The sequence below is a fragment of the Altererythrobacter sp. CAU 1644 genome, from assembly GCF_029623755.1.
Classification (GTDB): Bacteria; Pseudomonadota; Alphaproteobacteria; order Sphingomonadales; family Sphingomonadaceae; genus Erythrobacter; species Erythrobacter arenosus.
The window spans coordinates 2,542,390-2,563,396 of the sequence record NZ_CP121106.1 but is presented as its reverse complement, the minus strand read 5'-3'; the positions used below and the strand labels follow the sequence as shown (position 1 = coordinate 2,563,396).

Sequence of the window (21,007 nt, the reverse complement as noted above, 5' to 3'; positions counted from 1 at the left end):
CGAGATCAGCCGCGCGCCATCCGCAGCATGTCGTCATTGCGCATCGGCGCCGCGCGCAGGAAGCCCTGCCAGTAGGAGCAGCCCTCGGCGATCACCGCATCGCGTTGTGCCTCGGTCTCGATCCCTTCCGCCACCACTTCCAGCCCCATCGCATGCGCCAGGCCCACGATCGCGCGCAGCACCGCGAGATCCCGCTCGTCACGGCAGATCCCGACCACCATGCTGCGGTCGAGCTTGATCGCGTCGAGCGGAAGTTCCTTGAGGTAGCGAAAATTGCAGAAACCCGCGCCGAAGTCGTCGAGTGCAACGCGCAGGCCAATATGTCGCAGCGCAGCCAGCGCCTCGGCCGCGAGGTCGAGATCGCGCAGCAGCACGTCTTCGGTGATTTCCAGCGTCAGCCGCGAAGGCGCAATGTTGGAGCGCCCGATCCCGCTGGCGAAATCCTGCGCAAAGCTCCGCTCGGCCAATTCTTCGGGAGTGATGTTGAGGGCCAGCCCGAGGTGTTCCGGCCATTGCGATGCCTGCTGCATCGCCTGCGCCACCACCTGGCGCGACAGCGGTGCGACCAGGTGCGCCTTTTCGGCAATGTGAAACAGGTCGCGCGCACCGATCTCGCCCAAGGTCGGATGCTGCCAGCGGGCGAGCGCCTCTGCCCCCACCATTCGGCCATCGGCGCAGGAGAATTGCGGCTGGAACAGCACTTCGATCTCGCCCCGCCCCAGCGCAGTCACCAGATCGCCCTCTAGCGCGCGCGAAAGCCCTGCCGGCAGTTCGCCACTGCGCAGTGTCCGTCGCGGGATATCGCCCATCGTCATGATGCAAATGTAACGGACATCTAAGGAAAATTCTTCTGCCTAATGTGGTTGCGTTGAAAAATGGCACAGTGCGTCATAGGGATGGTGAACGGCAAGCCAGCGCGCGGAAGGGGCGTCCAAGGTGACAAGCAGCCAGGAATTCGAACGCGTGGCCCTGCTCGCCTCCGATGTCGAGCGTGCGCAGGAGGCCTATGCGGAGCTTTCGCGCGAGCATGACTGGGCGCCGATCGAAGAGGCCGATGCCGTCGTGGTGCTGGGCGGTGACGGTTTCATGCTCCAGACGCTGCACACCATGCTCGATTCGCACCGGGTCATTCCGGCTTACGGGCTCAATCTCGGCACCGTCGGCTTCCTGATGAATCGCTTTCGCAGTGGCAGCAACCCGATGCGACGCATGGCCAAGGCGCGCTCGATCGCGGTCGCGCCCTTGCTGATGGAGGCGCGAACGCAGGACGGGAATTCGCACAGCTTCTTCGCCATCAACGAAGTCTCGCTGCTGCGCGAAACGCGTCAGACCGCCAAGATCGAGGTTTCGGTGGACGATCGGGTGCGCATTCCCGAACTGGTGTGCGACGGCGTGCTGCTGTCAACGCCCGCGGGCTCGACCGCCTACAACCTCTCGGCCAACGGGCCGATCCTGCCGCTCGATTCCGAACTGATGGCGCTGACTCCGATCAGCCCCTTCCGCCCTCGGCGCTGGCGCGGTGCCATCCTGCCCGATCGCAGCCGGGTCACTTTCAAGGTGCTGGAACCCCACAAGCGCCCGGTTTCGGCGGTCGCCGACCAGAAGGAAGTGCGCGATATCGCGGAGGTTTCGCTGGCCGTCGCGCGCGATTCGGAGCTGACTTTGCTGTTCGATCCGGGCCATGCCCTCGACGAGCGGATCGTCGCCGAACAATTCGTGGTTTGACCCGCGCAAACCCGCGAAAACGGGGTTGCAAAGCTGGCGCGGCGACCATATAGGCTCGCCTCCGCCGTAAGGCTGCTCCCCGATAGCTCAGCGGTAGAGTAGGTGACTGTTAATCACTTGGTCGTTGGTTCGAATCCAACTCGGGGAGCCACTTCTTCACCCACATCGCCGGCTCGCAAGCCCGTTAACTTTTGACTTGTCCCCAATCCCATTGGTGGACACGGCAGGTTAACGCGATGGAGTATTCGGCCGCGACGCGCATGAGCAGGGTCTCGAATTAGGAGATTTGCCATGTCGCAATTCAGCTTTCGATCGAGCCAGCCGGACCGCTGGAGCGCACCGCGCCCCTATAGCGACCCGACCCTGCGCCGGATGCACTATGGCCCGATCCGCCCAATGCACGAGCCGCGCGGTTTCCTCTCGCGCCTGCTTGGCCGCGCCTGACGGCTTAAAGGCCTAGCAGCAGCCGCCCACCTACCCAGATCACCAGCGCGGCTGTCAGCCAGCGAATCGCGCGCTGCGGCAGGAAGCGGATCGCCAGCAGGCTGCCGATCTGTCCCCCGATCGCCACCGCGATGAGCAGCGGCAAGGCACCCGAAATCGCCTGTCCGAACGCGTGCGGACCATGCTTGAGCATCTGCCCGGCGAGGCCGAACAGCGAATTGATCAGGATGAACAGGCTCGCGGTCGCCGCGATTGCGCGCGCATCGCGCCAGCGCGTCAGGTGCAATAGCGGCGCCAGGAAGATCCCGCCCCCAATGCCGACCAATCCCGCGAGGTAGCCGAGCGGCGCAGCGATGATGGGCATGTAGCGCGCGATCCGTCCGGGTTCCGCCACGGCGTTCTCGCGAACGGGAATGAGCATGGTCAATCCGGTGAGCAGCAGGCTTGCGCCGAGCAGGACCATGAAGGCGTCGCGCGCGATCGGGGTCAGGCCGCCGAGGAAGGCGGCGGGGGCCGCCAGCGCCGTCACCAGCAGCGCGTCGCGCCACGGCGTGACCTTCGCCCGGGCAAACCTGATTGTTCCGCCCGCCACGACCACGATGTTGCAAGCCAGCGCGATCAGCGGCAGCAGGCGATAGTCCACGCCCCACAGTGCCAGCAGCGCGGCATAGGTCGATCCGCCGCCGAAGCCGACCGCGGCATAGAGCAAGGCGGTGACGAAGAATGCAGCAGCGAGGAACGGCATGATGGCTCTCTATCCGCGCCGATACCTCAGTGCTAGAGCGCTTGTGGGTCGATTGGAGGGAGCAATTGCCATGCAGGCGCAGGATATCGAGCTTGGACCGGAACTGACCCGTGCCGGGCCTGCGGACGCCGGGCTGATCGGTGACATCACCGCCGAAGCATTTCGCAACGATCCCTTCAACCTGTGGATGTTCGGGAATTTTGCCGGGATCCGCTCGCTCTTCCGGTTCCAGGCGAAACGCATCTACGCGCCGCGCGGCTATTGCTATCGCATGGGCGATGAAGGCGCGTGCATGTGGATGATGCCCGGAGAATACGGTGATTTCACCCGGATGGACTACGCGATTTTTGCCATGAACACGCTGTTCACGTCAGGCATGACAGCGATCAAGCGCGGCATCCGGACCGGCGAGGCCATGGCGGATCGCCATCCGAAATTCGAACACGCCTATCTCTTCAGCATTGGATTGCGCCCCAGCGCGCAGGGCAAAGGTCTGGGACGCAAGCTCATCCAGCCCGTCCTCGATACTTGCGACGCCAAGGGCATGCCGGCCTATCTCGAGAATTCGAACCCGGCCAATACTGGCTTCTACAACTCCTGCGGGTTCGAGCAGATGGGCGAGCCGATCCATCCCGAACCCGGCAGCCCGCCGCTCGTGCCGATGGTCCGCGAGCCGCGCTCACCGCTCTGATCGAGCGAGCGCGGCTGGCTGGTCCTTACGCTGCGCCGTGGCAGTGTTTGTACTTGTTGCCCGAACCGCACGGGCACGGCGCGTTGCGGCTGACGTCCATGTCGGCATAGGGGTTGCGGGCATCGGCCCCGCCCGGGCCTGACGCAGCGCGCGGCGAACCGGCGAGCGATCCGAACAGCTCTGGCCGTTCGAACGAGCCGTCGCCATCGTCGGAATTGTCGAAGCCCGTCAGCGGATCGATGTGCCCGGTGAGGAAGTCGGGCAGGTCCGGCAGGTCGCGCATCGGCGCCGGTTCGGCCCTGATCTCCGACTTGAGCAGGATCCGGGTCACGTCTTCGCGCAGCGTGTCGAGCAAGCGCTCGAACAGGCCGAATGCTTCCTGCTTGTATTCGTTGATCGGCTGCTTCTGCGCATAGGCGCGCAGGTTCACCACCTGGCGCAGCGCGTCGAGCGTCGCGAGGTGTTCCTTCCAGTGGTGGTCTAGCCGTTCGAGCAGGATGCTCTTTTCGACCTGGCGCCAGATCCCCTCGTCGGCATTGGCGAACTTGCGCTCCATCACCGCGTCGGCTTCTGCAGCGAGACGCTCCTCGAGCAATTCGGGCTCGACATGGTCTTCCTCGAGCCAGGCATCGATCGGCGGATTGAGGCCGAGCACGTCCTCGACCCGCTCCTTGAGCCCATCGATATCCCATTGTTCGGGATACGATCCCGGCGGGCAGGCATCGGCCACCAGCGCGTTGATCGTGTCATTGCGCATGTCGACTACTACGTCATCGACGCGGTCGGCCTCCATGATCTCGCCGCGCTGTTCGTAGATGACCTTGCGCTGGTCGTTCATCACGTCGTCGAACTGCACGACGTGCTTGCGGACGTCGTAGTTGCGCGCCTCGACCTTCTTCTGGGCAGTTTCGATGGCCTTGGAGAGCCACTTCGAACCGATCGCCTCGCCATCGGCGAGATTCGAATTCATCATCTTGGCGAACAGCGTGTCCGGGCCAAAGATGCGCAGCAGGTCGTCCTCGAGACAGAGGTAGAAGCGCGACAGGCCGGGGTCGCCCTGGCGGCCCGAGCGACCGCGCAGCTGGTTGTCGATGCGGCGGCTCTCGTGACGCTCGGTACCGAGCACAAACAACCCGCCCGCCTCGAGCACCTTGGCCTTTTCGGCCGCGACTTCGTCCTTGATCTTCTGGATCGCCGCGTCGCGCTCGGGACCTTCGGGCGTCTCGGACAGCTCGTCCTCGATCCGGAACTCGATGTTACCGCCAAGCTGGATGTCGGTCCCGCGGCCCGCCATGTTGGTGGCGATGGTCACCGCGCCCAGGCGCCCGGCCTGCGCCACGATATGCGCTTCCTGCTCGTGGAAGCGGGCATTGAGGACGGCATGCTCGACGCCCTCCTTCTCGAGGAACTGGCTCAGCAATTCGGACTTCTCGATTGAGACGGTACCCACCAGTACCGGCTGGCCGATCTCGTTCTTTTCCTTGATCGCCTTGGCGATGGCGGCAAACTTGTCGAGCGTGTTCTTGTAGAACTCGTCTTCCTCGTCGATGCGCTGGACCGGGACGTTGGTCGGAATCTCGACCACGTTCATCTTGTAGATGTCCCAGAATTCCGCTGCTTCCGTGGCCGCGGTACCGGTCATGCCCGAAAGCTTGGGATACATGCGGAAGTAGTTCTGGAAAGTGATCGAGGCGAGCGTCTGGTTCTCGGGCTCGATCTTGACGCCTTCCTTGGCCTCGACCGCCTGGTGCAGGCCGTTCGACCAGCGGCGGCCGTCCATCATGCGGCCGGTAAATTCGTCGATGATGACGACCTTGTCGTCCTTCACGATGTAGTCGGTGTCACGCTTGAACATGTGCACCGCCTTGAGCGCCTGGTCGAGGTGATGGACGACCTGGGTGTTTTCGACGTCGTAGAGGTTGGTCGAGGCCAGCAGGCCCTTCTCGATCAGCAGCTTCTCGACTTCCTCGGTGCCGTCTTCGGTCAGCTGGATGCTCTTGGACTTCTCGTCCTTCTCGTACCAATCCTCGGGAATGGTCTTCACCACCTCGTCGATCGAGATGTAGAGGTCCTGCTTGTCCTCGGTCGGGCCCGAGATGATCAATGGCGTACGCGCCTCGTCGATCAGGATCGAATCGACCTCGTCGACGATGGCGAAATTGAAGGGGCGCTGCACCATCTGGCGGCGCTCGTGCTTCATGTTGTCGCGCAGGTAGTCGAACCCGTATTCGTTGTTGGTGCCGTAGGTGATGTCGGCATTGTAGGCGTCGCGCTTCTCGAACTCGTTCATGTTCGGCACGACAACGCCTACGGTCAGGCCAAGCCAGCTGTAGAGCTGCCCCATCCATTCGGCGTCGCGGCGGGCAAGGTAGTCGTTGACGGTAACGACGTGGACGCCCTTGCCCTCGATCGCGTTGAGATAGGTGGCGAGCGTCGCCACCAGCGTCTTGCCCTCGCCCGTACGCATCTCGGCGATTTCGCCGCGGTGAAGAACCACGCCGCCGACGAGCTGCACATCGAAATGCCGCATGCCGAGCACGCGGACTGAGGCTTCGCGGACCGTGGCGAAGGCTTCGGGCAGGATATCGTCGAGCGATGCCCCATCGTCGAGCTGGCGACGGAACTTGTCGGTCTGCGCCTTCAGTTCGTCATCGGATAGCGCCTGGATCTGCGGTTCGAGAGCATTGATTTGATTGACGATCTTGCCGATCGACTTGACGTAGCGGTCGTTGGACGAGCCGAAAACAGACTTGAGAACGGTGTTGAGCATGGATGGTCCTGTCGGGACTGAAATGTAGAGAGGCGCAGCCGCGCATGAACTGCCGGCTGCCGGGAAATCAGGCGGATTGTAGCCCTAGGCTATTCGTACGCGCGATCGGCGCCGAATTGCACGGTCGGGATGTAGATGCGGATGGTCTTGCGCGGAGCGGGATTGCGATCCGCGCATTTCTCCGAATCCGGTCCGGTTGCGGTGCGCGAGTCGCAGACACATTTCTGTCCGCTTTCCGCTTGCGCGGCGACGACGCTCTGCCCGACCTGGCCTGTCAGCGCCTCGGCCATGGCGGGGCTGACCGGGGAGCCGATGGCGGCAAGTCCGGTAAGCAGCGCGAGGCAGGCGAGAAGACGGCGTAACATTGCGCGGCAAGATAGTTATTTTCGCGCCAAAAGTCCACGTTCGGGCATGCGAATTTCTCTAATTCCCATCTGTCGCGGGCAAATCGACTACATCTTGCGCGTAACTGGTCGTCACACGCTTGCGCACGGGGTTGCCCTGGGCATCGCGGAACGGCTCGAATTTGCGGACGCGGGTACAGGGATTCCGCTCGAGCAAGCCCTTGGGAACCGTCCCGATCATTCCGTTGACTTCGCAATCCACGACGGAACCGTCCTCGGTCACGGTGAAGGCGAAGGCAGCGCCGTAAACCTCCGGTGTCGGAAATGCTCTGAGGGTCCAGCGAACAGCCTCGTTGTACTTGCCTGGAACGGGATTCCCATCAGCGTCGAAGGCCGGACGAAAGCGCGCCCGCGCCCGCACGAGCCGGCATGTCGCTGAATCGAGTTCGGAATTTCCACTCGTTTCGGTAACGAGGCAGGAATAGACGCGGCCGTGTTGGTTGATCGCAAGCTCGAACGCCGTCCGCCCCTCGGTTCCGGCCCGCTTCGCCCGCAGCGGATAGTCATTGGCCGTGATCCAGGCATCCTTGTCCCCCAACGGTTCAGGATCGGCGGGCAATTCCTCAGGGGGATCGAATTTCTGCGGCGGAGGGGGTGAGGGAATGACCCTGATCGGCGGTGGCGTCGTCGCGGCCTTCTTCGCTGCATCTGCCTGAACAGGGGCCGATGGCACGGGTTCCTGGGCCATCAGGTTTCCCGCAGCGATCACGCCGATCACACCAACAAATGCGCGAATTCCCAGCATAAACAGCCTCCACCACGCGAGTTGGCCAATTCGATTGATCAATGCAAGCTTGTTAGCTGCATCGCGCTGCCCTAACTCGCGGCCGATGGACCTGGAACGCTCTCCCCTCGCCCTGCCCTTTCCCGATATGCCCGCGATCGACGGGGTCACGCTGCGCGTATCGAATGCGCGCTACAAGAACTGGGACCGCGCGGACCTGACCTTTGCCGAATTGGCGGAAGGCACTGCTGTGGCGGGCGTCTTCACGCAAAGCGCCTGCGCCTCGTCCGAGGTCGAAATGGGGCGTGAGCAGGTCAGATCCGGCCGTGCGCGTGCCCTGATCGTCAACGCCGGCAATTCGAACGCGTTCACCGGCTATCGCGGACGCGAGGCGGTCGAGCAGATCATGGCGCAGGTGGCCGAGGGGATCGGCTGCGCGCCCGGGGAGGTGTTCGTGTCCTCGACCGGCGTGATCGGCGTGCCGCTGCCCAAGGACAAGGCGCGCGACGGCGTCGCCAAGGCTCTCGCCGCAGAACCTTGCGGGTGGGAAGATGCAGCGCGAGCGATTGGTACAACCGACACCTTTACCAAGGGCGCAACATCGAGCGCGGTCGTCGGCGGCAAGACCGTGACGCTGTGCGGCATCATCAAGGGCAGCGGCATGATCGCGCCCGATATGGCGACCATGCTCGGCTACATCTTCACCGATGCGGCGGTTGATCCCGCCTTCCTGCAGCAGCTGCTGTCCACCGCGAACCGGCAGACCTTTTCCTGCATCACCGTCGATGGTGATACCTCGACCAGCGACACTGTGCTGGCCTTTGCGACTGGCCGGGCAGGCAATGCGCCGCTCGCAAGCTTTGACGACGCGGGGGCCGACGCCTTTGCCGCCGCACTGACGGATGTCTGCCGCCAGCTGGCGCAACTCGTGGTGCGCGACGGTGAAGGCGCGAGCAAGTTCATCACCATCCGCATGTCCGGCGCCGCCTCCGATGAGAGCGCGCACCGCGTGGGCCTCTCGATCGCCAACTCGCCGCTGGTCAAGACCGCCATCGCGGGCGAAGACGCCAATTGGGGCCGCGTCGTCATGGCCGTGGGCAAGGCCGGCGAACCGGCAGATCGCGACAAACTCTCGATCGCCTTCGGCGGCATCTGGGCCGCGCGAAACGGCCTCCCGGTCGAGGACTATGACGAGGCACCCGTCGCCGCGCATCTCAAGGGTTCGGACATCGACATCGCGGTCGACCTCGGTGTGGGCGAAGGCCGCGCAACCGTGTGGACCTGCGATCTTACCCACGGCTACATCTCGATCAACGCCGACTACCGGTCGTGACCGGCCTCGACGCATCGATCCTGGCGCTGATGCGCGAGGTAACCCAGCGCGCCATCTTGCCGCGGTTTCGCAACCTGTCAGATGGCGACGTTATCGAGAAGGCCAGCGACGACCTCGTGACGATTGCCGATCGCGAAGCCGAGGACATGCTGGCAGAAGGTCTGGCGGCATTGGACCCCTCGCTTGCCATCGTCGGCGAAGAGGCGGCGCATGCCGACCCGGCGGTGCTCGGCGCGCTGGGCGGCGACTGCTGGATCGTCGACCCGATCGACGGGACGCATAATTTCGCGCATGGCAAGCCGCCCTTCGGCATCATCCTCGCGCAGGCCAGCGGCGGGCTGTGCCATTCCGGCTGGATCTACGATTGCCTGTCGGACCGCTTCTGCCACGTGCATCGCGGCGCCGGCGCCTTTGTCGATGGGGAGCGCATTGCCTCGCGCACCACCGGCGAAGCGCCACCGGTCGCGGCGATCGCGCGCATTTTCCTGACCGAGGAACAGCGCGCGCTGGTCGATGCGCGCCTCGCCCCGCACTACCGGCTGGTCGATATCCCGCGCTGCGCAGCCGAGCAATACCCGCGCCTCGCTCTGGGCGAGAATGACGTTTCCAGCTTCAAGCGCACCCTGCCCTGGGATCACGGCGCAGGCGTGCTTTGGCTCAACGAGGCGGGTGGCAAGGCGGCGCGGCTCGACGGCAGCGAATACCGCGTCGACGAACATGAAAAGCCGGGGCTGATCGGTGCATCAACCCCGGCCATATGGGACGAATTTGCGAAGCGCGCGCTGGCGCCGCGGGATTAGAGCTCGCCTTCGAGCCACGCCTTGAGCTGGCTCTTGGGCCGGGCGCCGGTAAGTTCGGCCACCTTCTCGCCGCCCTTGTAGAGCGCGAGGAAGGGAATGCCCTGCACACCCAGGCTGCCGGGCGTATCGGGATTCTCCATGATATCCATCTTGGCGATGGTCACCTGGTCGGCCAGCTCGTCGCTGATTTCTTCGAGCGCGGGCGCGATCATCTTGCACGGGCCGCACCAATCGGCCCAGAAATCGACCAGCACGGGCTTGTCGGACTGGAGCACATCGCTCTGGAAGCTGGCGTCGGTGACGTTGACGGTTGCCATTGGGGAATCTCCTGAATTTTCGTTGCCACCAATCTAGGCGGCTTTGCCGTGGGGACAACGGTTGGGTGTGGAAAGCTTTCCTAGCTTTTCTGGAAGGCGTTTTTGAACGTCCAGACCTGGGCATCGGAAAGGGCAAATATCTCAGGTGTTTGCGTGTAAAGCACCGCTGCGCGCACCGCACGGCCGGGATAGATCGCCTCGAGCGCGGCGACATAGGCCGCCATCTGCTTGAGCACGGATTCGGGGATCGCCGCGGCGGAAGTCGGCGGTCGCCGTGCGGTCTTGAAATCGACCACGGTGACGCGGTCCCTGGTCACTAGCAGCCGGTCGGCAGTGCCCGCGATCACCTCGCCCCCGACGATCGCAGCAAGCGGCACCTCGGCCAGCGCTGCGGGTGAGAAGACCTCAGCGAAGTCGGGATGGTCGAGCACCTGCAACGCGCGAGCGAGGATATCCGCTCGCGCATTCTCGGAGAGGTCGTGCGCCTGCCTGGCGAGCCAGGCCTCCGCGGCCGCGCGCCTCTGGTCACGCTCGAGTTCGGGCAGGCGTTCGAGCAGCCGGTGGATCAGCACCCCGCGCCGCGCGGCTTCGCGCACCTCACCAGCCGGAAGCGGCGGATCGGCGCCCTGCTCCTCGCCTGCGCGAGACGGCGCCAGCGGACGCGGCGGCCGCGGCTCGGGCCCGATCGGCGTACGGGCCCAGTCCGGCAATGTCCCGTGCTCCGCTGGAGGTGTGCCCGCTTCTTCCCGCACGGGCGGAGAGCGCTCGCCCCATTCGCTGCGGGCGCCCCACAGATCGTCCTCCAGCGCATCCTCGCCGAACAGCGGCGCGAGACGCGCATACCAGCTATCGGGATGCGGGCCCTTGGCATCGCGCGGCCCCAGCGACCCGCCGATGAACAGCGCTTCCTCCGCGCGCGTCATCGCGACATAGAGCAACCGCCAGTGCTCCTGCAGTTCGGCAGCCACTGCCGCCTGCTTGCGCGCATCGAGCGGGCCGGCGATCTCCTCCTTGCGTAAAGCCGGAACCGGAACCTCGCGGCCCTGTCCGATCGCCTCGTCCTCGCGCAGCGATAGCTCCCCGTCCTCGCTCGGCCGACCGGCGGCATCGGCGAGGATCACGATCGGCGCCTGTAGGCCCTTGGAACCATGCACCGTCATTACGCGGACGAGGTCGCTGCTCTCCCCGGCATCGCGCTTGAGTTCGCTGTCCCCGGCCTCGAACCACTGAATGAAACCTGCCAGCGAAGGAGTATGCACCGCTTCATAGGCGAAGGCGGCATTGACCAGTTCGTCGATCGGATCGTTTGCCTCGCGCCCGAGCCGCGCGATGAGCTTCTGGCGCCCCTGCCACGGCCCCACCAGCATCCAGTGAAGCAACGCCTCGGGCGTCTCGAAATCGGCCCCCGCGAGGAGATCGCGCAGCTTGGCGACGGTGTGCGCAACCTGCGGTTCGTCGCTCTCGCGCAAGTGATGCCATAACCGTCGCTTCTCCCCCCGCGGGACGAAAGCGAGCAGTTCCTCCTGGCTCCACCCGACCAAGGGTGAAGCCAGCAGATTGGCCAGGTTCAGGTCGTCGAGCGGCTGCGCGGCGAACTTGAGCGCCGCCACCAGATCCTTCACCGCCAGCGGCGCGCCGAGGCGCAGGCGATCGACGCCCGCCACCGGCACGCCCTTGGCATGGAGCCGCGCGACGATCAGCGCGGCGAGTTCGCGCCGCTTGCGCACCAGCACCATGATGTCGCCCGCGCTGGCATTGCGCTTCCGGCCCTTCTCGAGCGCGAAGGGCTCGCCTCCCTTGACCCAGCGCTGCACCTGCGTCGCGATCTTCTCGGCCAGCATGCGGTCGTGGCGCGCCAGCCAGTCCTGCGCCTCGCTGTCTGCATCATTGCCGCGGGCATCGCGCACCGGCTCCCACAGCGTGACGAGGCCAGGTCGCTCCTCACCGATATGCAGCGACGGTTCGTCCTTGAGGCCGAAGGCACCCGGTCCGATCGCCGCAATCGCACCGTCGACGAAGGTCAGCACGCTCCTGGCAGTGCGGAACGACTGGCCGAGGTCGAGATCCCCGAACTGCGGCGTCAAGCCGCTGCGGCGCACCTCGTCGCTCGCCGCGGCGTTGCCGATCCCCGCCTTGACGCGCAACTTGGCGGCCTCGAAATTTTCCGGGCTGGTGCCCTGGAAACCGAAGATGGCCTGCTTGTAATCGCCGACTGCAAAGATGGTCCGCAACCTGCCCGCCGCCGCACCCTCGCCCGAGAAGAAGTCGTCGATCAGCCCGTCGAGGATGATGTTCCACTGCGCCTCATTGGTGTCCTGCGCCTCGTCGACGAGGATGTGATCGAACTGCCGGTCGAGCTTGTAGCGGATCCAGTCCGCATCGGCCTTTTCGGTCAGTAGTTGTGCGGCGCGCTCGATCAGGTCGTCGAAATCGAGCAGGCCCTCGCGGGTCTTGGCCTCGTCCCACAAGAGCGCGAATTTCCGCCCCAGTTCCAGCGCCGGCGCGAGGAAATCGGCGAGGTCGAGCAGCGTCTGCCGCTCGGCGACCAGTGCCACCGCTTCGACGACCTCCTGCTGGCGCGCGACGAAGTGCGGGTCCTCGTCGCTTGGCTTCTTCATCGTGCGCGGCGTCCCGTCCTTCTTGAGCACGGTGTCGTAGAAACCGCCCAGGGCATCCATGCGGGCGCCCGTCTCGAGCGTGAGCCAATGCTCGATGAAACTCGCGCTTTCCTGGCCGGTCTTCGCATTCCATCCGGCGAGCACCGGCAGCATAGCGCGAAGCTGGTGGTCGGGAAATATCTCGGGCGAGAGCGCGTCTGCCATCCACAGCGCATCCGCATCGCTCGGCAGTCCCAGCAATTGCAGCACCTGCCCACGCATCGGCGGTTGCCATGCGGTCCGTCCGAACCACAGGCGATGTTGCCGGGCACAGCGCATCAGCCAGCTACGCAGCGCGTCGGGATCCTTGCGTGTCGTGAATTCGGCCACTGCGTCGAGCGTCGCGCTGTCGTGGATACGCTCTGCCTCGGTCAGCATCTCGCCCAGCACTTCGCGGCTGAGCAGCTCGCGCTCGCGATCCTCCATCGGTCGCGAGCCGGGAATTAGTTCAGCCTCGTTGGGGAAATTGGCGAGCAACCATTGCGAGAAAGCATGGATCGTGTCGATGCGCAGGCCCCCGCCAGGGCAATCGAGTACGCTGGCAAACAGGGTGCGGGCCCGCTCGCGGCTCTCGGGTCCGGTATCGGCACCGAGATGACCCAGTTCCTTCGCCAGTTCGGTGTCCTTGAGCCGCACCCAGCGCGCCAACACGGAATTGATCCGCACCGCCATTTCCGCCGCACCTGCCTTGGTGAAGGTGAGGCACAGGATCTGCGATGGATCGACGCCTTCGCGCAGCAGCAGCCGCAGCACGCGCGCCGAGAGCACCTGCGTCTTGCCAGTCCCAGCCGAGGCGGAGAGCCAGACGTTTAGCCGCGGGTCGACCGCCTCGCGCTGGTTGCCCTGGAGGGGATAGACCGCCCCGCTCATGCCGGGGGCCCTCCCGGCCCGGCGCCGTCATCGGTGTCGATTACGCGGATCTGCCATTCCTCGAGCCGCATCAGCTGGTCGTAATCGGTGTAGCCGGGATAGTCGGGATTTTCCTTGGCGGTGAAGGGATCGCGACCGAGGATGAAGCGCGCGATAGCCCGCTCGAGAAAGTCCTCGTGCCGCGGCAGGAATTCCTCGGGCAGCAAGCCGCTCGTCTTGCGCCCGACCTTCATCGGTACATCGACATAGCCGAACTCGCCGTCCTTCTTGGCGAGCGACCAGTATTCGAAGGTCGAGGCCGCACCCGACAGGCCATCGAAATCGCCTTCGCGCGCGATCAGGCCAAGCAGGCCGAGTTGCAATGCATAGCCCGCTTCGACCTGCGCCGCCGATGGCGGGCTGCCGGTCTTGTAATCGACGATCGCCAGCGTTCCATCGGGCAGACGATCGATCCGGTCGGCGCGCCCATGAATACGCACGCCATCGGCCAGCATCTCGCCCTTGCGCTCGACGCCGATCACTTCGCGCCCCTCGCTCTGCTGCGCAGCAATCTGCGCCTCGACCCATTCGAGCGCCTTGAACAGTCGCGGCTTCCACAGCGCCTTGATCGAGGGATGGAGGCTGCTGTCGCGGAGGATTTCCTCGGCAATCGGGATCAATCCAGCACTCGCATCCGCCTTGCGCGCCTTGTGCCACCGCTCAAGCACCTCATGCGCCAGCGTGCCCTGCAGCGCGGGTGTCGCCTCGGCATCGAGCGGGTCGAGCACACGCAGCCCGAGAATTTCCTGCGCGTAGAATTGGTAGGGATCGCCCAGCAGGCGATCGAGCGCGGTCACCTTGATCGTGACCTTGCGCAGTTCCGCCGAAGGATCGGGGCGTGGTCGCGGATAGACCTCGGCAGCGGGCGCAAGGCGATCGAGATGCTGCGCCAGCTGCGGAATCTCCGCTTCGCGGTGCGCCTCGGCATTCTCGCTCAACAGCGCCTCGATCCTGAGCAGGAAGCGCGAGGGGATGGTCGGCCCGTCCATGTCGCGTTCGGCCCGGCTGAGCACCACTTCGGGGGCGCCGAGCGCCCCGGCGAGGTCATGCGCGGACAGGCCGATGCGGAAGTCAGCCCCCGGCACGCCGAGGGCGCGCAGGATCGGCGGCGCGAGCAACGCGTCGCTCCCCGGAACGCCCGGCCAAGTGCCTTCGTTGAGCCCGCCGCAGATTACCAGGTCGGCGCGGGTCATGCGGCTTTCGAGCAGGCCATAGATCGCGACGCGCGGATGTCCGCCATAGGGTGGCCGAACCGCCACCTGCTCCATCGCATCGCGCAAAGCGGAGTGGATGTCCGAGACTGCGACCAGCGTTCCCGTCTCGCGCGCTTGCAACCGCAATTCCTCGACGAAGCGCGACAAGGCCCGCCCGTCCTCTTGCGCCCACAGATCTTCGCCTGCCAGGGCCTCACCCGCCCCGATCAGCAGGTCGAGCAATTCGGCCAGCGGGAGCCGTTCCCCGGATAGCGCCAGCGGCGCGAGCACGGGCGCGACCTCGTCGCTCCACCAATCCTCGACCCCGGCCTTGCGCGCGATCTCGCCCAGCACCTCCAGTCCCTGCGATGGCCGCGGGCCGCGCAGCCGCCGTTCGAAGGCGCGCAGGTTTTCGAGCCATGCGCGGCGGTCGCCGTCCCTCCGCACCAGCGGGTGCGCCAGCGCCGCGATCAGGGGGACCGGGGCGAATCCTTCGGTCACGCATTCGGTGAGCTGGAGGAAAAACCGGCCCGCCGCGGTCAGGTTGAGCGGTGTACCGGCGGTATCGTCGGCAGCGATGTTCCAGCGCTCGAGATGGCGCACGACCCGCCGCGCCAGCCCGCGGTCAGGAGTGACGACCGCCACGCGCTTCTCCGGAGCTTCCAACGCCTGTCGCACCAGCAGGGCGATCGCCTGCGCTTCCTCCTCACTGGTCGGCCGCGTCATCAGCCGCACGCCCGAGAGCCGCCGCTTGCGCGCGTCAAGATCGACCCAGGCCTTGCTCGCTTCGGGGGGCAGGAACAGCGAGGAAATCGCATGCGTCCGCTCGGGCGATGCCGCGCCCAGCCCCTTGCGGTGCCACTGGTCGACCTCCGCGCGGTTCAGCCCCATGCGGCCAAGCAGCAGCTTGAGGTGATATTGCGGATGAGTCAGCGAATCGCTCCGGGCAAACACCGGACCGCCCGGTTCCTTCGATTGCCCCGCCAGACCGAGTTCCTCCCACGCGGCATCGTCCATCGCGAGGTCGACATCGGGCAGGATCACAGCACCCTCGGGAAGATGGGCAATCGCGCGCAGCATGCGGGCGAGCGCGGGCGCCGCGCTGGTCACCCCGGCGGCGACTATGGGAGATTCCGGTGGCTCCTCGCGCCAGCGCCGCGCGGCCCGATCGAACAGCAGGTTGCGGCGCGTTGCCGCATCGACTTCGCCGCGTTCCTCGAGACGGGCCCGCCAGCGCGCCTGGACGCGTGCAAAGATGCGAATGCTGTCCTGCCAGTGACGCGAGACATTGCCTGCGAGCAGATCGAGCACCCGTTCGCTCATCAGGTCGTCGGGCGCCACCTCCTCGACCAGCAGCCGGTCCATGGTCGCCGCGGTCTCGCGCGCCAGCCGCAGCAGCCCGGCGCTGCCCGGGACCACGCGCCCCGCCTCCTCCAATTCAACCCGCAGCAGCTCCGCCAGTTCGAGCCAGCGCCGCGTCGGGTCGACCGCCGGGGGGATCTCGCTCGCGCCCAGCGGGTCGAGCAGTGCGCTCAGCGTCTCGTCGAGGTCGAGGTCGCCGACCATCGCCATGCGCGGCATCAGCAGGCCCTGCATGCCCTGCTCGCCGGTCAGCCGGATGAAGGCCTCGCTCACCGTGCGCGCGGCGCGGCTCGACGGCAGCAGCAGGGTCAGCCGCGACAGGCCGAGCTCGGGATCGAAATATCGCGGGAGCAGGCCCGCCACCAGCGCATCGGCGAAACCGCGGTGCGCGGCGATCGAGTAAACCTTGGGGCCGCCGCGCTCAGCCACGCGCCAGCGCGTCTTCGGTCGGCTTGATCGCTTGGGGGCTGCCGACTTCGAACCACTGTCCGGTAAAACTGGTGCCGAACAGGCGGCCTTCCTCGATCGCGCGATTCCACAGGACATTGGTCGAGAAGCGGCCGTCGGGCGCATCGCGCAGCAGGCGATGCGAAACGAGCTGGATGCCGGTGTAGATGAAGGGCGCAATCCGCCCGGGCTTGCGTCGCGAAAGCCGTCCGAGCGCATCCATATGGAAATCGCCCTGCCCGCTGAAGTTGATCGCGCGCGAATGCGGGACAACCAGCAGCAGCGCGTCCATCTTGTCCGGATTCCAATGCTGCGACAGGTCGTGGAAGCCGCTGCGCGGCCCATCGAGCCAGATATTGTCGGCGTTGAGGCAGAAGAACGGGTCGGGCAGGTGCGGCAGCGCCTTGATCATCCCGCCGCCGGTTTCGAGCAGTTCCGCCCGCTCGTCGGACACGGTAATCGCCGGCAATTCACGCTCGGTCACATGCGCTTCGAGCGCATCGGCAAGATAATGGACGTTGACCACCGCCTTGGTCACGCCGGCATCGGCGAGCCGGTCGAGCGCATGGTCGATCAGCGGCTTGCCTGCGACCCGCACCATCGGCTTGGGCTGCGAGGCGGTGAGCGGGCGCATCCGCTTGCCGAGGCCCGCCGCCATGACCATCGCGGTATCGGACGCAAGCTGCCTCATTCAGGCCTGCCGCCCTTCTGGTCGCGCAATTCCGGCGGGATGTTGGCGTCGAACCAGCGCGCCACCGGGGCAAGCGCCGGATGCGCCAGGTCGCGCTCCATCGCTTCCCACACGCGCGGGATCAGGTCGAGATAGCGCGGCTTGCCATCGCGCTTGTAGAGCCGGGTGAAGATGCCGACGATCTTCGCATTCCGCTGTGCGCCGAGCCGCGCATAGTCGGCCTCGAACTCCGCATCGGCATCGGTCGCAGCGATATAGCGATCGAGCATCGCGCGCTCGAGCTCCAGCGAAACATCGCGCCGGGCGTCCTGCAGCAGGCTGACGAGGTCATAGGCCTTGTGACCCACCAGCGCGTCCTGGAAGTCGATCAACCCCTGCTCGGCCCCCTGACGCGGATCACCCAGCAGCATGATGTTCTCGGCGTGATAGTCGCGCAGCACCGTGACGCCGGGGTTCTGGCGCGTCAGCATGGGCGCGAGCGCCTCGTCCCAGGCGGCGAAATACCCCGCCTCGTCGGCGTCAAGCCGCATCGCCGGGCAATACCACTCGGTCATGAAGCCGGCCTCGCGGTGATACATCGCTATGTCGTAAGGATCGAAGGGCCCGGCTGGCTTCGTGTGAAGCTCGATCAGCGCGTCGATCGCGCCTTCATAGGCCGCCTGTTCGCCATCGGGATTGGCATCGAGCCAGTCGCGCATCCGGTCGTTGCCGAAATCTTCCAGCAGGACCCAGCCCTCGCGCGGCTGCGCGGCATAGACGCGCGGCGCGCGCAGGCCGAATTCGGTCAGCCAGTTCCCGACCGTCAGGAACGGTTGCGGATCCTCATGCGGCGGCGGCGCATGCATCAGCATCGCCTGGTCGTCACCGCGACGGATGCGGAAGTAACGCCGGAACGAGGCATCGCCCGGGATCGGGTCGATCTCCGCCCCGCCCCAATCCGCATTTTCGAGAAATTCTTCGATCCCAGCCGGAAGTTCGCTCATGGCATCCGCCCTAGCCAATCCTCACCACCTTCGACAATTGCGATCCGCCCCTCATCCGCAAATTCGAGACAAATGGAGAGGCATTGTGACTCCTGTGCGAAACCGCCCGCCTTGTCAGGCCATTCGGCGATCAGCGCCGCGCCTTCGCGATAGTCGTCGAGGCCGATCTCCGCGGCCTCTTCCGGCCGTTCGAGCCGGTAGAAATCGGCATGGACTGCGGGCAGGCGCAGCGGCGGCGCGTCGTATGTTTCGATGATGGTGAAGGTCGGCGACGGCACTTCGCCCTCATGCCCCAGCGCCAGCAGGATCGCCCGGGCGAGCGTTGTCTTTCCCGCGCCGAGATTTCCGGTCAGCGCGATCACGTCGCCTGCACGCAGCCGCGCGGCGATACGTTCACCGAAAACCTCGACCGAGGCGAGATCGGGGAGTTCCTGCTTCACGGGATAAGAATGGTGGCCGTCGTGCCGGCGCCCGGCTCACTGAGCAGCGACAGCGTGCCGCCATGTGCCTCGACCAATTGGCGCGCAAGCGGGAGACCCAGCCCCTGCCGCCGTTCGAGCGAGCCATCGGGCGAACGCCGCAATCCGTCGAGCGCCCGCGAAAGCTCGTCATCGCTCATGCCGCGCCCGTTGTCGGACACCACGATCCGGGCGCCTTCGCGGGTCTTGCCGATATCGACCAGGATCTTGCCGCCCGCCGGGGTCGCAGCAATCGCATTGTCGACCAGATTGCCGATCACCCTGCCGAGCTGGCGCTTGTCGGCCTCGACCAGTCCGCCCGAATTGCCGCGCAGGTCGAGCGACAGATTGCCCTCCACGATCGGACCCTCGCGACTCCGCACGACTTCGGTCACGAAGGGCAGCAGCTCGAATCTCTCCTTGCTTAGCGGCAGCAGGCCCGCCTCGCTCTGCGACAGGTCGAGGACGTTTTCGACCTGTTCGGTCAGGCGCGCGACCGATTCGAGAATCGCCGATGTGTACTCTGCCATCTGCTCGGAAACCGGCCCGGCTGCGCCGCTCTGGATCAGTTCCGCGAAGCCGCCGATCGATGTCAGCGGCGTGCGGAATTCGTAGGACATATTGGCGAGGAAGCGCGCCTTCACCGCATCGGCCTCTTCCAGCGCGATGTTGCGTTCGCGCAGGGCATTCTCTGCCTTCTGCGAATCGGTGATGTCGAGCACGGTCAGCAGCCCGTTGCCATCCGGCAGCGGCACGCCGGCGAATTCGAGCGTGCGCCCATCGGCCAGTTCGATCCTCCCGCCCTTCTCCTTACGATCGAGCGTGGCCGCACGAATGATCTCGCCGATCGCCTTGGCCTTGGCCGGACGCGCGAGATTGGGGGCAACCAGCTCCAGCAGGCGGTCCGCGCTCGGGTGCGAATCGAGCTGGTCCTCGGCAAGACCCCAGGTGCCGGCAAAGCTGCGGTTCCACAGCTGGAGCGATCCGTCGGGCGCGAACACCGCGAGCGCTTCGAACAGGCTGTCGAGCGTGGCGGTGCGGGTACGCAGCAGCGTGTCACGGGTTGCGGAGAGCGCCAGTTGCTCGGTCCGGTCTTCGGCGATCAGCACCAGCCCGCCGTCGGGCATCGGCTGCGCAACGGTCCGCAGGTGGACGCCGCCGGGAAGCGGCCAATGCTCTTCGAACGATTCGCTGAGCGAGAACCAGTCGACGTGCTCGCGCCGCCAGGTCGGAAAGTCGCGCACCTCGGGCGTGCGCTTGTTCTCGCGTGCGGTCGAGAGGAATCGGTCGAATGCCAGCCCCTCGCGCACTGCGTCGGGCGACAGGGCAAACTGGCGCAGGAACGGCTGGTTGGCGAAAACCAGCTTCTGCTCCTCGTCGAATTGCGCAACCCCGATCGAGAGCTGGTCGAGCATTGCCCGCTGCGCCTTGCGGAAAGCGTTGAACGCACGTTTCTGCGCCTCGAGATCCTCGATATCGACCGCATAGCCCGCGACGCCTTCGGTGCCGAGCGGGAGATCGCTGACGCGGAAGCTGTGCCGCTTGCCATCGATCGTGGCCGGGACGATACGTTCGACCGCCATTTCCTGCCGCGCCGCCTGCTGCGCGATCTGGGCCGGGGTGAGCCCGTCGACCGGCTCGATCAGTTCGACCTGGCGCGACACGACCTCGTCGGCGCCCTGGGCTCCTACCGCGGCGACATAGGCCTTGTTGACCAGCCGCAGGCGTCCGTCGCCACCGCGAAACCACATCGGCATCGGCGCCGCCTCGATCAGGCCTACCAGCGCCGCGAAATCGCCCTTGGCGCGCGCCGCTTCCTCGCGCAGCCCGGCAAGTTCGTGTTCGCTTTCTGAAAAATCGAACACCCACACCAGCGCCGCACCGCCGGGGGAAATCTGCGGATCGGACAGGGTTCCGCGCAGCGCCAGCGCCTTGTTCGAGCCCGGCGGGGTAATTGCCATGCGAAACGGGGCGGCGGTCTTCTGCGTCTTGCGGACAGCGGCCGATAGCTCGTCGAGCTGCTGTGCCGACAGGCCCGAACCGTCGCCGCCGTCGAGTTCGCTGAGATATTGCGGCATCTTCTCGAGGCCGAGCCAGCGCGCCAGCCGCTCGGGCGCCTCGATCTTGCCATCCGCGCGGACCAGCAGGGGGACTGCGGGCGCTTCGTCGAGCATCTGGCTCATGCGCCGCATGCTCTTCTTGATCGCATCGTGGCGCTCGACGCGCTTCGATGCCCTGACCATCATCACCGCGGCGCCGACCGTCCAGGCGGCCAGCAGCAGCCCCATCAGGGCGAGCGCGGTGAGCGAAAGTTCCATGGTGCCCCAGCTATGCGCCGCATGCCCGCGATGCAA

General features: G+C 65.8%; 17 protein-coding genes and 1 tRNA gene. 6 read left to right on the top strand and 12 right to left on the bottom strand.

Annotated features, from left to right (window positions below):
- Positions 1 to 5 precede the first annotated feature (5 nt).
- A complete protein-coding gene (locus tag P7228_RS12750) occupies positions 6 to 809 on the bottom strand; it encodes an EAL domain-containing protein (protein ID WP_278015615.1) in 804 nt (267 codons plus the stop codon).
- 127 nt (positions 810 to 936) lie between these two features.
- Here P7228_RS12750 and P7228_RS12745 point away from each other — a divergent pair, with 127 nt between their 5' ends.
- The 3 genes from P7228_RS12745 (at position 937) to P7228_RS12735 (ending at position 2,169) form a co-directional block, all read left to right on the top strand.
- Complete coding sequence (locus P7228_RS12745; RefSeq protein ID WP_278015614.1) at positions 937 to 1,725, top strand: NAD kinase; 789 nt, start codon at positions 937 to 939, stop codon at positions 1,723 to 1,725.
- A gap of 76 nt (positions 1,726 to 1,801) precedes the next feature.
- A tRNA-Asn gene (locus P7228_RS12740) sits at positions 1,802 to 1,876 on the top strand.
- Positions 1,877 to 2,016: 140 nt separating this feature from the next.
- Positions 2,017 to 2,169 carry a hypothetical protein gene (locus tag P7228_RS12735; protein ID WP_278015613.1) on the top strand — a complete coding sequence of 51 codons (153 nt, stop codon included), beginning with the start codon at positions 2,017 to 2,019 and terminating at the stop codon, positions 2,167 to 2,169.
- Between the two features lie 4 nt (positions 2,170 to 2,173).
- Here P7228_RS12735 and P7228_RS12730 read toward each other — a convergent pair whose 3' ends face one another.
- Positions 2,174 to 2,914, bottom strand: coding sequence for a sulfite exporter TauE/SafE family protein (locus P7228_RS12730; RefSeq protein WP_278015612.1), 741 nt, complete (start codon positions 2,912 to 2,914; stop codon positions 2,174 to 2,176).
- Positions 2,915 to 2,984: 70 nt separating this feature from the next.
- Between P7228_RS12730 and P7228_RS12725 the strand changes: the two genes are divergently transcribed.
- Positions 2,985 to 3,605: a GNAT family N-acetyltransferase gene (locus P7228_RS12725; RefSeq protein ID WP_278015611.1), complete on the top strand. Its 621-nt coding sequence runs from the start codon at positions 2,985 to 2,987 to the stop codon at positions 3,603 to 3,605.
- 25 nt (positions 3,606 to 3,630) lie between these two features.
- Here P7228_RS12725 and secA read toward each other — a convergent pair whose 3' ends face one another.
- The 3 genes from secA to P7228_RS12710 all read right to left on the bottom strand — a co-directional run bounded on the left by secA (position 3,631) and on the right by P7228_RS12710 (position 7,524).
- The gene (secA, locus tag P7228_RS12720) at positions 3,631 to 6,375 is read right to left on the bottom strand and encodes a preprotein translocase subunit SecA (protein ID WP_278015610.1); all 2,745 of its coding nucleotides are present in this window, start codon (positions 6,373 to 6,375) and stop codon (positions 3,631 to 3,633) included.
- Positions 6,376 to 6,464: 89 nt separating this feature from the next.
- The gene (locus P7228_RS12715; RefSeq protein WP_278015609.1) at positions 6,465 to 6,740 is read right to left on the bottom strand and encodes a hypothetical protein; all 276 of its coding nucleotides are present in this window, start codon (positions 6,738 to 6,740) and stop codon (positions 6,465 to 6,467) included.
- A 58-nt stretch (positions 6,741 to 6,798) separates the two neighbouring features.
- Complete coding sequence (locus P7228_RS12710) at positions 6,799 to 7,524, bottom strand: energy transducer TonB (RefSeq protein WP_278015608.1); 726 nt, start codon at positions 7,522 to 7,524, stop codon at positions 6,799 to 6,801.
- A gap of 85 nt (positions 7,525 to 7,609) precedes the next feature.
- Here P7228_RS12710 and argJ point away from each other — a divergent pair, with 85 nt between their 5' ends.
- Entirely contained in the window at positions 7,610 to 8,836 is a 1,227-nt protein-coding gene (argJ, locus tag P7228_RS12705) for a bifunctional glutamate N-acetyltransferase/amino-acid acetyltransferase ArgJ (RefSeq protein ID WP_278015607.1), read from the top strand.
- A 29-nt stretch (positions 8,837 to 8,865) separates the two neighbouring features.
- A complete protein-coding gene (locus tag P7228_RS12700; RefSeq protein WP_278017767.1) occupies positions 8,866 to 9,636 on the top strand; it encodes an inositol monophosphatase family protein in 771 nt (256 codons plus the stop codon).
- On the opposite strand, the gene trxA is transcribed toward P7228_RS12700, so the two are convergent.
- The 7 genes from trxA to P7228_RS12665 form a co-directional block, all read right to left on the bottom strand.
- Positions 9,633 to 9,953 carry a thioredoxin gene (gene trxA / locus P7228_RS12695; RefSeq protein WP_278015606.1) on the bottom strand — a complete coding sequence of 107 codons (321 nt, stop codon included), beginning with the start codon at positions 9,951 to 9,953 and terminating at the stop codon, positions 9,633 to 9,635. The genes P7228_RS12700 and trxA overlap by 4 nt on opposite strands.
- An 80-nt stretch (positions 9,954 to 10,033) precedes the next feature.
- The gene (gene addA, locus P7228_RS12690) at positions 10,034 to 13,480 is read right to left on the bottom strand and encodes a double-strand break repair helicase AddA (RefSeq protein WP_278015605.1); all 3,447 of its coding nucleotides are present in this window, start codon (positions 13,478 to 13,480) and stop codon (positions 10,034 to 10,036) included.
- A complete protein-coding gene (locus P7228_RS12685) occupies positions 13,477 to 16,503 on the bottom strand; it encodes a PD-(D/E)XK nuclease family protein (RefSeq protein ID WP_278015604.1) in 3,027 nt (1,008 codons plus the stop codon). The genes addA and P7228_RS12685 overlap by 4 nt, the downstream gene beginning before the upstream one ends.
- Positions 16,496 to 17,212 carry a nucleotidyltransferase family protein gene (locus P7228_RS12680; RefSeq protein WP_278015603.1) on the bottom strand — a complete coding sequence of 239 codons (717 nt, stop codon included), beginning with the start codon at positions 17,210 to 17,212 and terminating at the stop codon, positions 16,496 to 16,498. The genes P7228_RS12685 and P7228_RS12680 overlap by 8 nt, the downstream gene beginning before the upstream one ends.
- The gene (locus P7228_RS12675) at positions 17,209 to 18,195 is read right to left on the bottom strand and encodes an aminoglycoside phosphotransferase family protein (protein WP_278015602.1); all 987 of its coding nucleotides are present in this window, start codon (positions 18,193 to 18,195) and stop codon (positions 17,209 to 17,211) included. The genes P7228_RS12680 and P7228_RS12675 overlap by 4 nt, the downstream gene beginning before the upstream one ends.
- Positions 18,192 to 18,635 (bottom strand): tRNA (adenosine(37)-N6)-threonylcarbamoyltransferase complex ATPase subunit type 1 TsaE, encoded by a 444-nt coding sequence (gene tsaE / locus P7228_RS12670; RefSeq protein WP_278015601.1) that lies wholly within the window; start codon positions 18,633 to 18,635, stop codon positions 18,192 to 18,194. Before tsaE ends, P7228_RS12675 begins: the two co-directional genes overlap by 4 nt.
- Complete coding sequence (locus tag P7228_RS12665; protein WP_278015600.1) at positions 18,632 to 20,971, bottom strand: sensor histidine kinase; 2,340 nt, start codon at positions 20,969 to 20,971, stop codon at positions 18,632 to 18,634. Before P7228_RS12665 ends, tsaE begins: the two co-directional genes overlap by 4 nt.
- Positions 20,972 to 21,007: the final 36 nt, after the last annotated feature.

Coding starts and splice junctions, on each gene's coding strand:
- P7228_RS12700 (WP_278017767.1), top strand. CDS start 8,866: ATGCGCGAGGTAACCCAGCGCGCCATCTTGCCGCGGTTTCGCAACCTG.
- P7228_RS12730 (WP_278015612.1), bottom strand. CDS start 2,914: ATGCCGTTCCTCGCTGCTGCATTCTTCGTCACCGCCTTGCTCTATGCC.
- secA (WP_278015610.1), bottom strand. CDS start 6,375: ATGCTCAACACCGTTCTCAAGTCTGTTTTCGGCTCGTCCAACGACCGC.
- trxA (WP_278015606.1), bottom strand. CDS start 9,953: ATGGCAACCGTCAACGTCACCGACGCCAGCTTCCAGAGCGATGTGCTC.
- P7228_RS12680 (WP_278015603.1), bottom strand. CDS start 17,212: ATGAGGCAGCTTGCGTCCGATACCGCGATGGTCATGGCGGCGGGCCTC.
- P7228_RS12750 (WP_278015615.1), bottom strand. CDS start 809: ATGGGCGATATCCCGCGACGGACACTGCGCAGTGGCGAACTGCCGGCA.
- P7228_RS12665 (WP_278015600.1), bottom strand. CDS start 20,971: ATGGAACTTTCGCTCACCGCGCTCGCCCTGATGGGGCTGCTGCTGGCC.
- P7228_RS12725 (WP_278015611.1), top strand. CDS start 2,985: ATGCAGGCGCAGGATATCGAGCTTGGACCGGAACTGACCCGTGCCGGG.
- P7228_RS12715 (WP_278015609.1), bottom strand. CDS start 6,740: ATGTTACGCCGTCTTCTCGCCTGCCTCGCGCTGCTTACCGGACTTGCC.
- P7228_RS12675 (WP_278015602.1), bottom strand. CDS start 18,195: ATGAGCGAACTTCCGGCTGGGATCGAAGAATTTCTCGAAAATGCGGAT.
- P7228_RS12710 (WP_278015608.1), bottom strand. CDS start 7,524: ATGCTGGGAATTCGCGCATTTGTTGGTGTGATCGGCGTGATCGCTGCG.
- addA (WP_278015605.1), bottom strand. CDS start 13,480: ATGAGCGGGGCGGTCTATCCCCTCCAGGGCAACCAGCGCGAGGCGGTC.
- argJ (WP_278015607.1), top strand. CDS start 7,610: ATGGACCTGGAACGCTCTCCCCTCGCCCTGCCCTTTCCCGATATGCCC.
- P7228_RS12735 (WP_278015613.1), top strand. CDS start 2,017: ATGTCGCAATTCAGCTTTCGATCGAGCCAGCCGGACCGCTGGAGCGCA.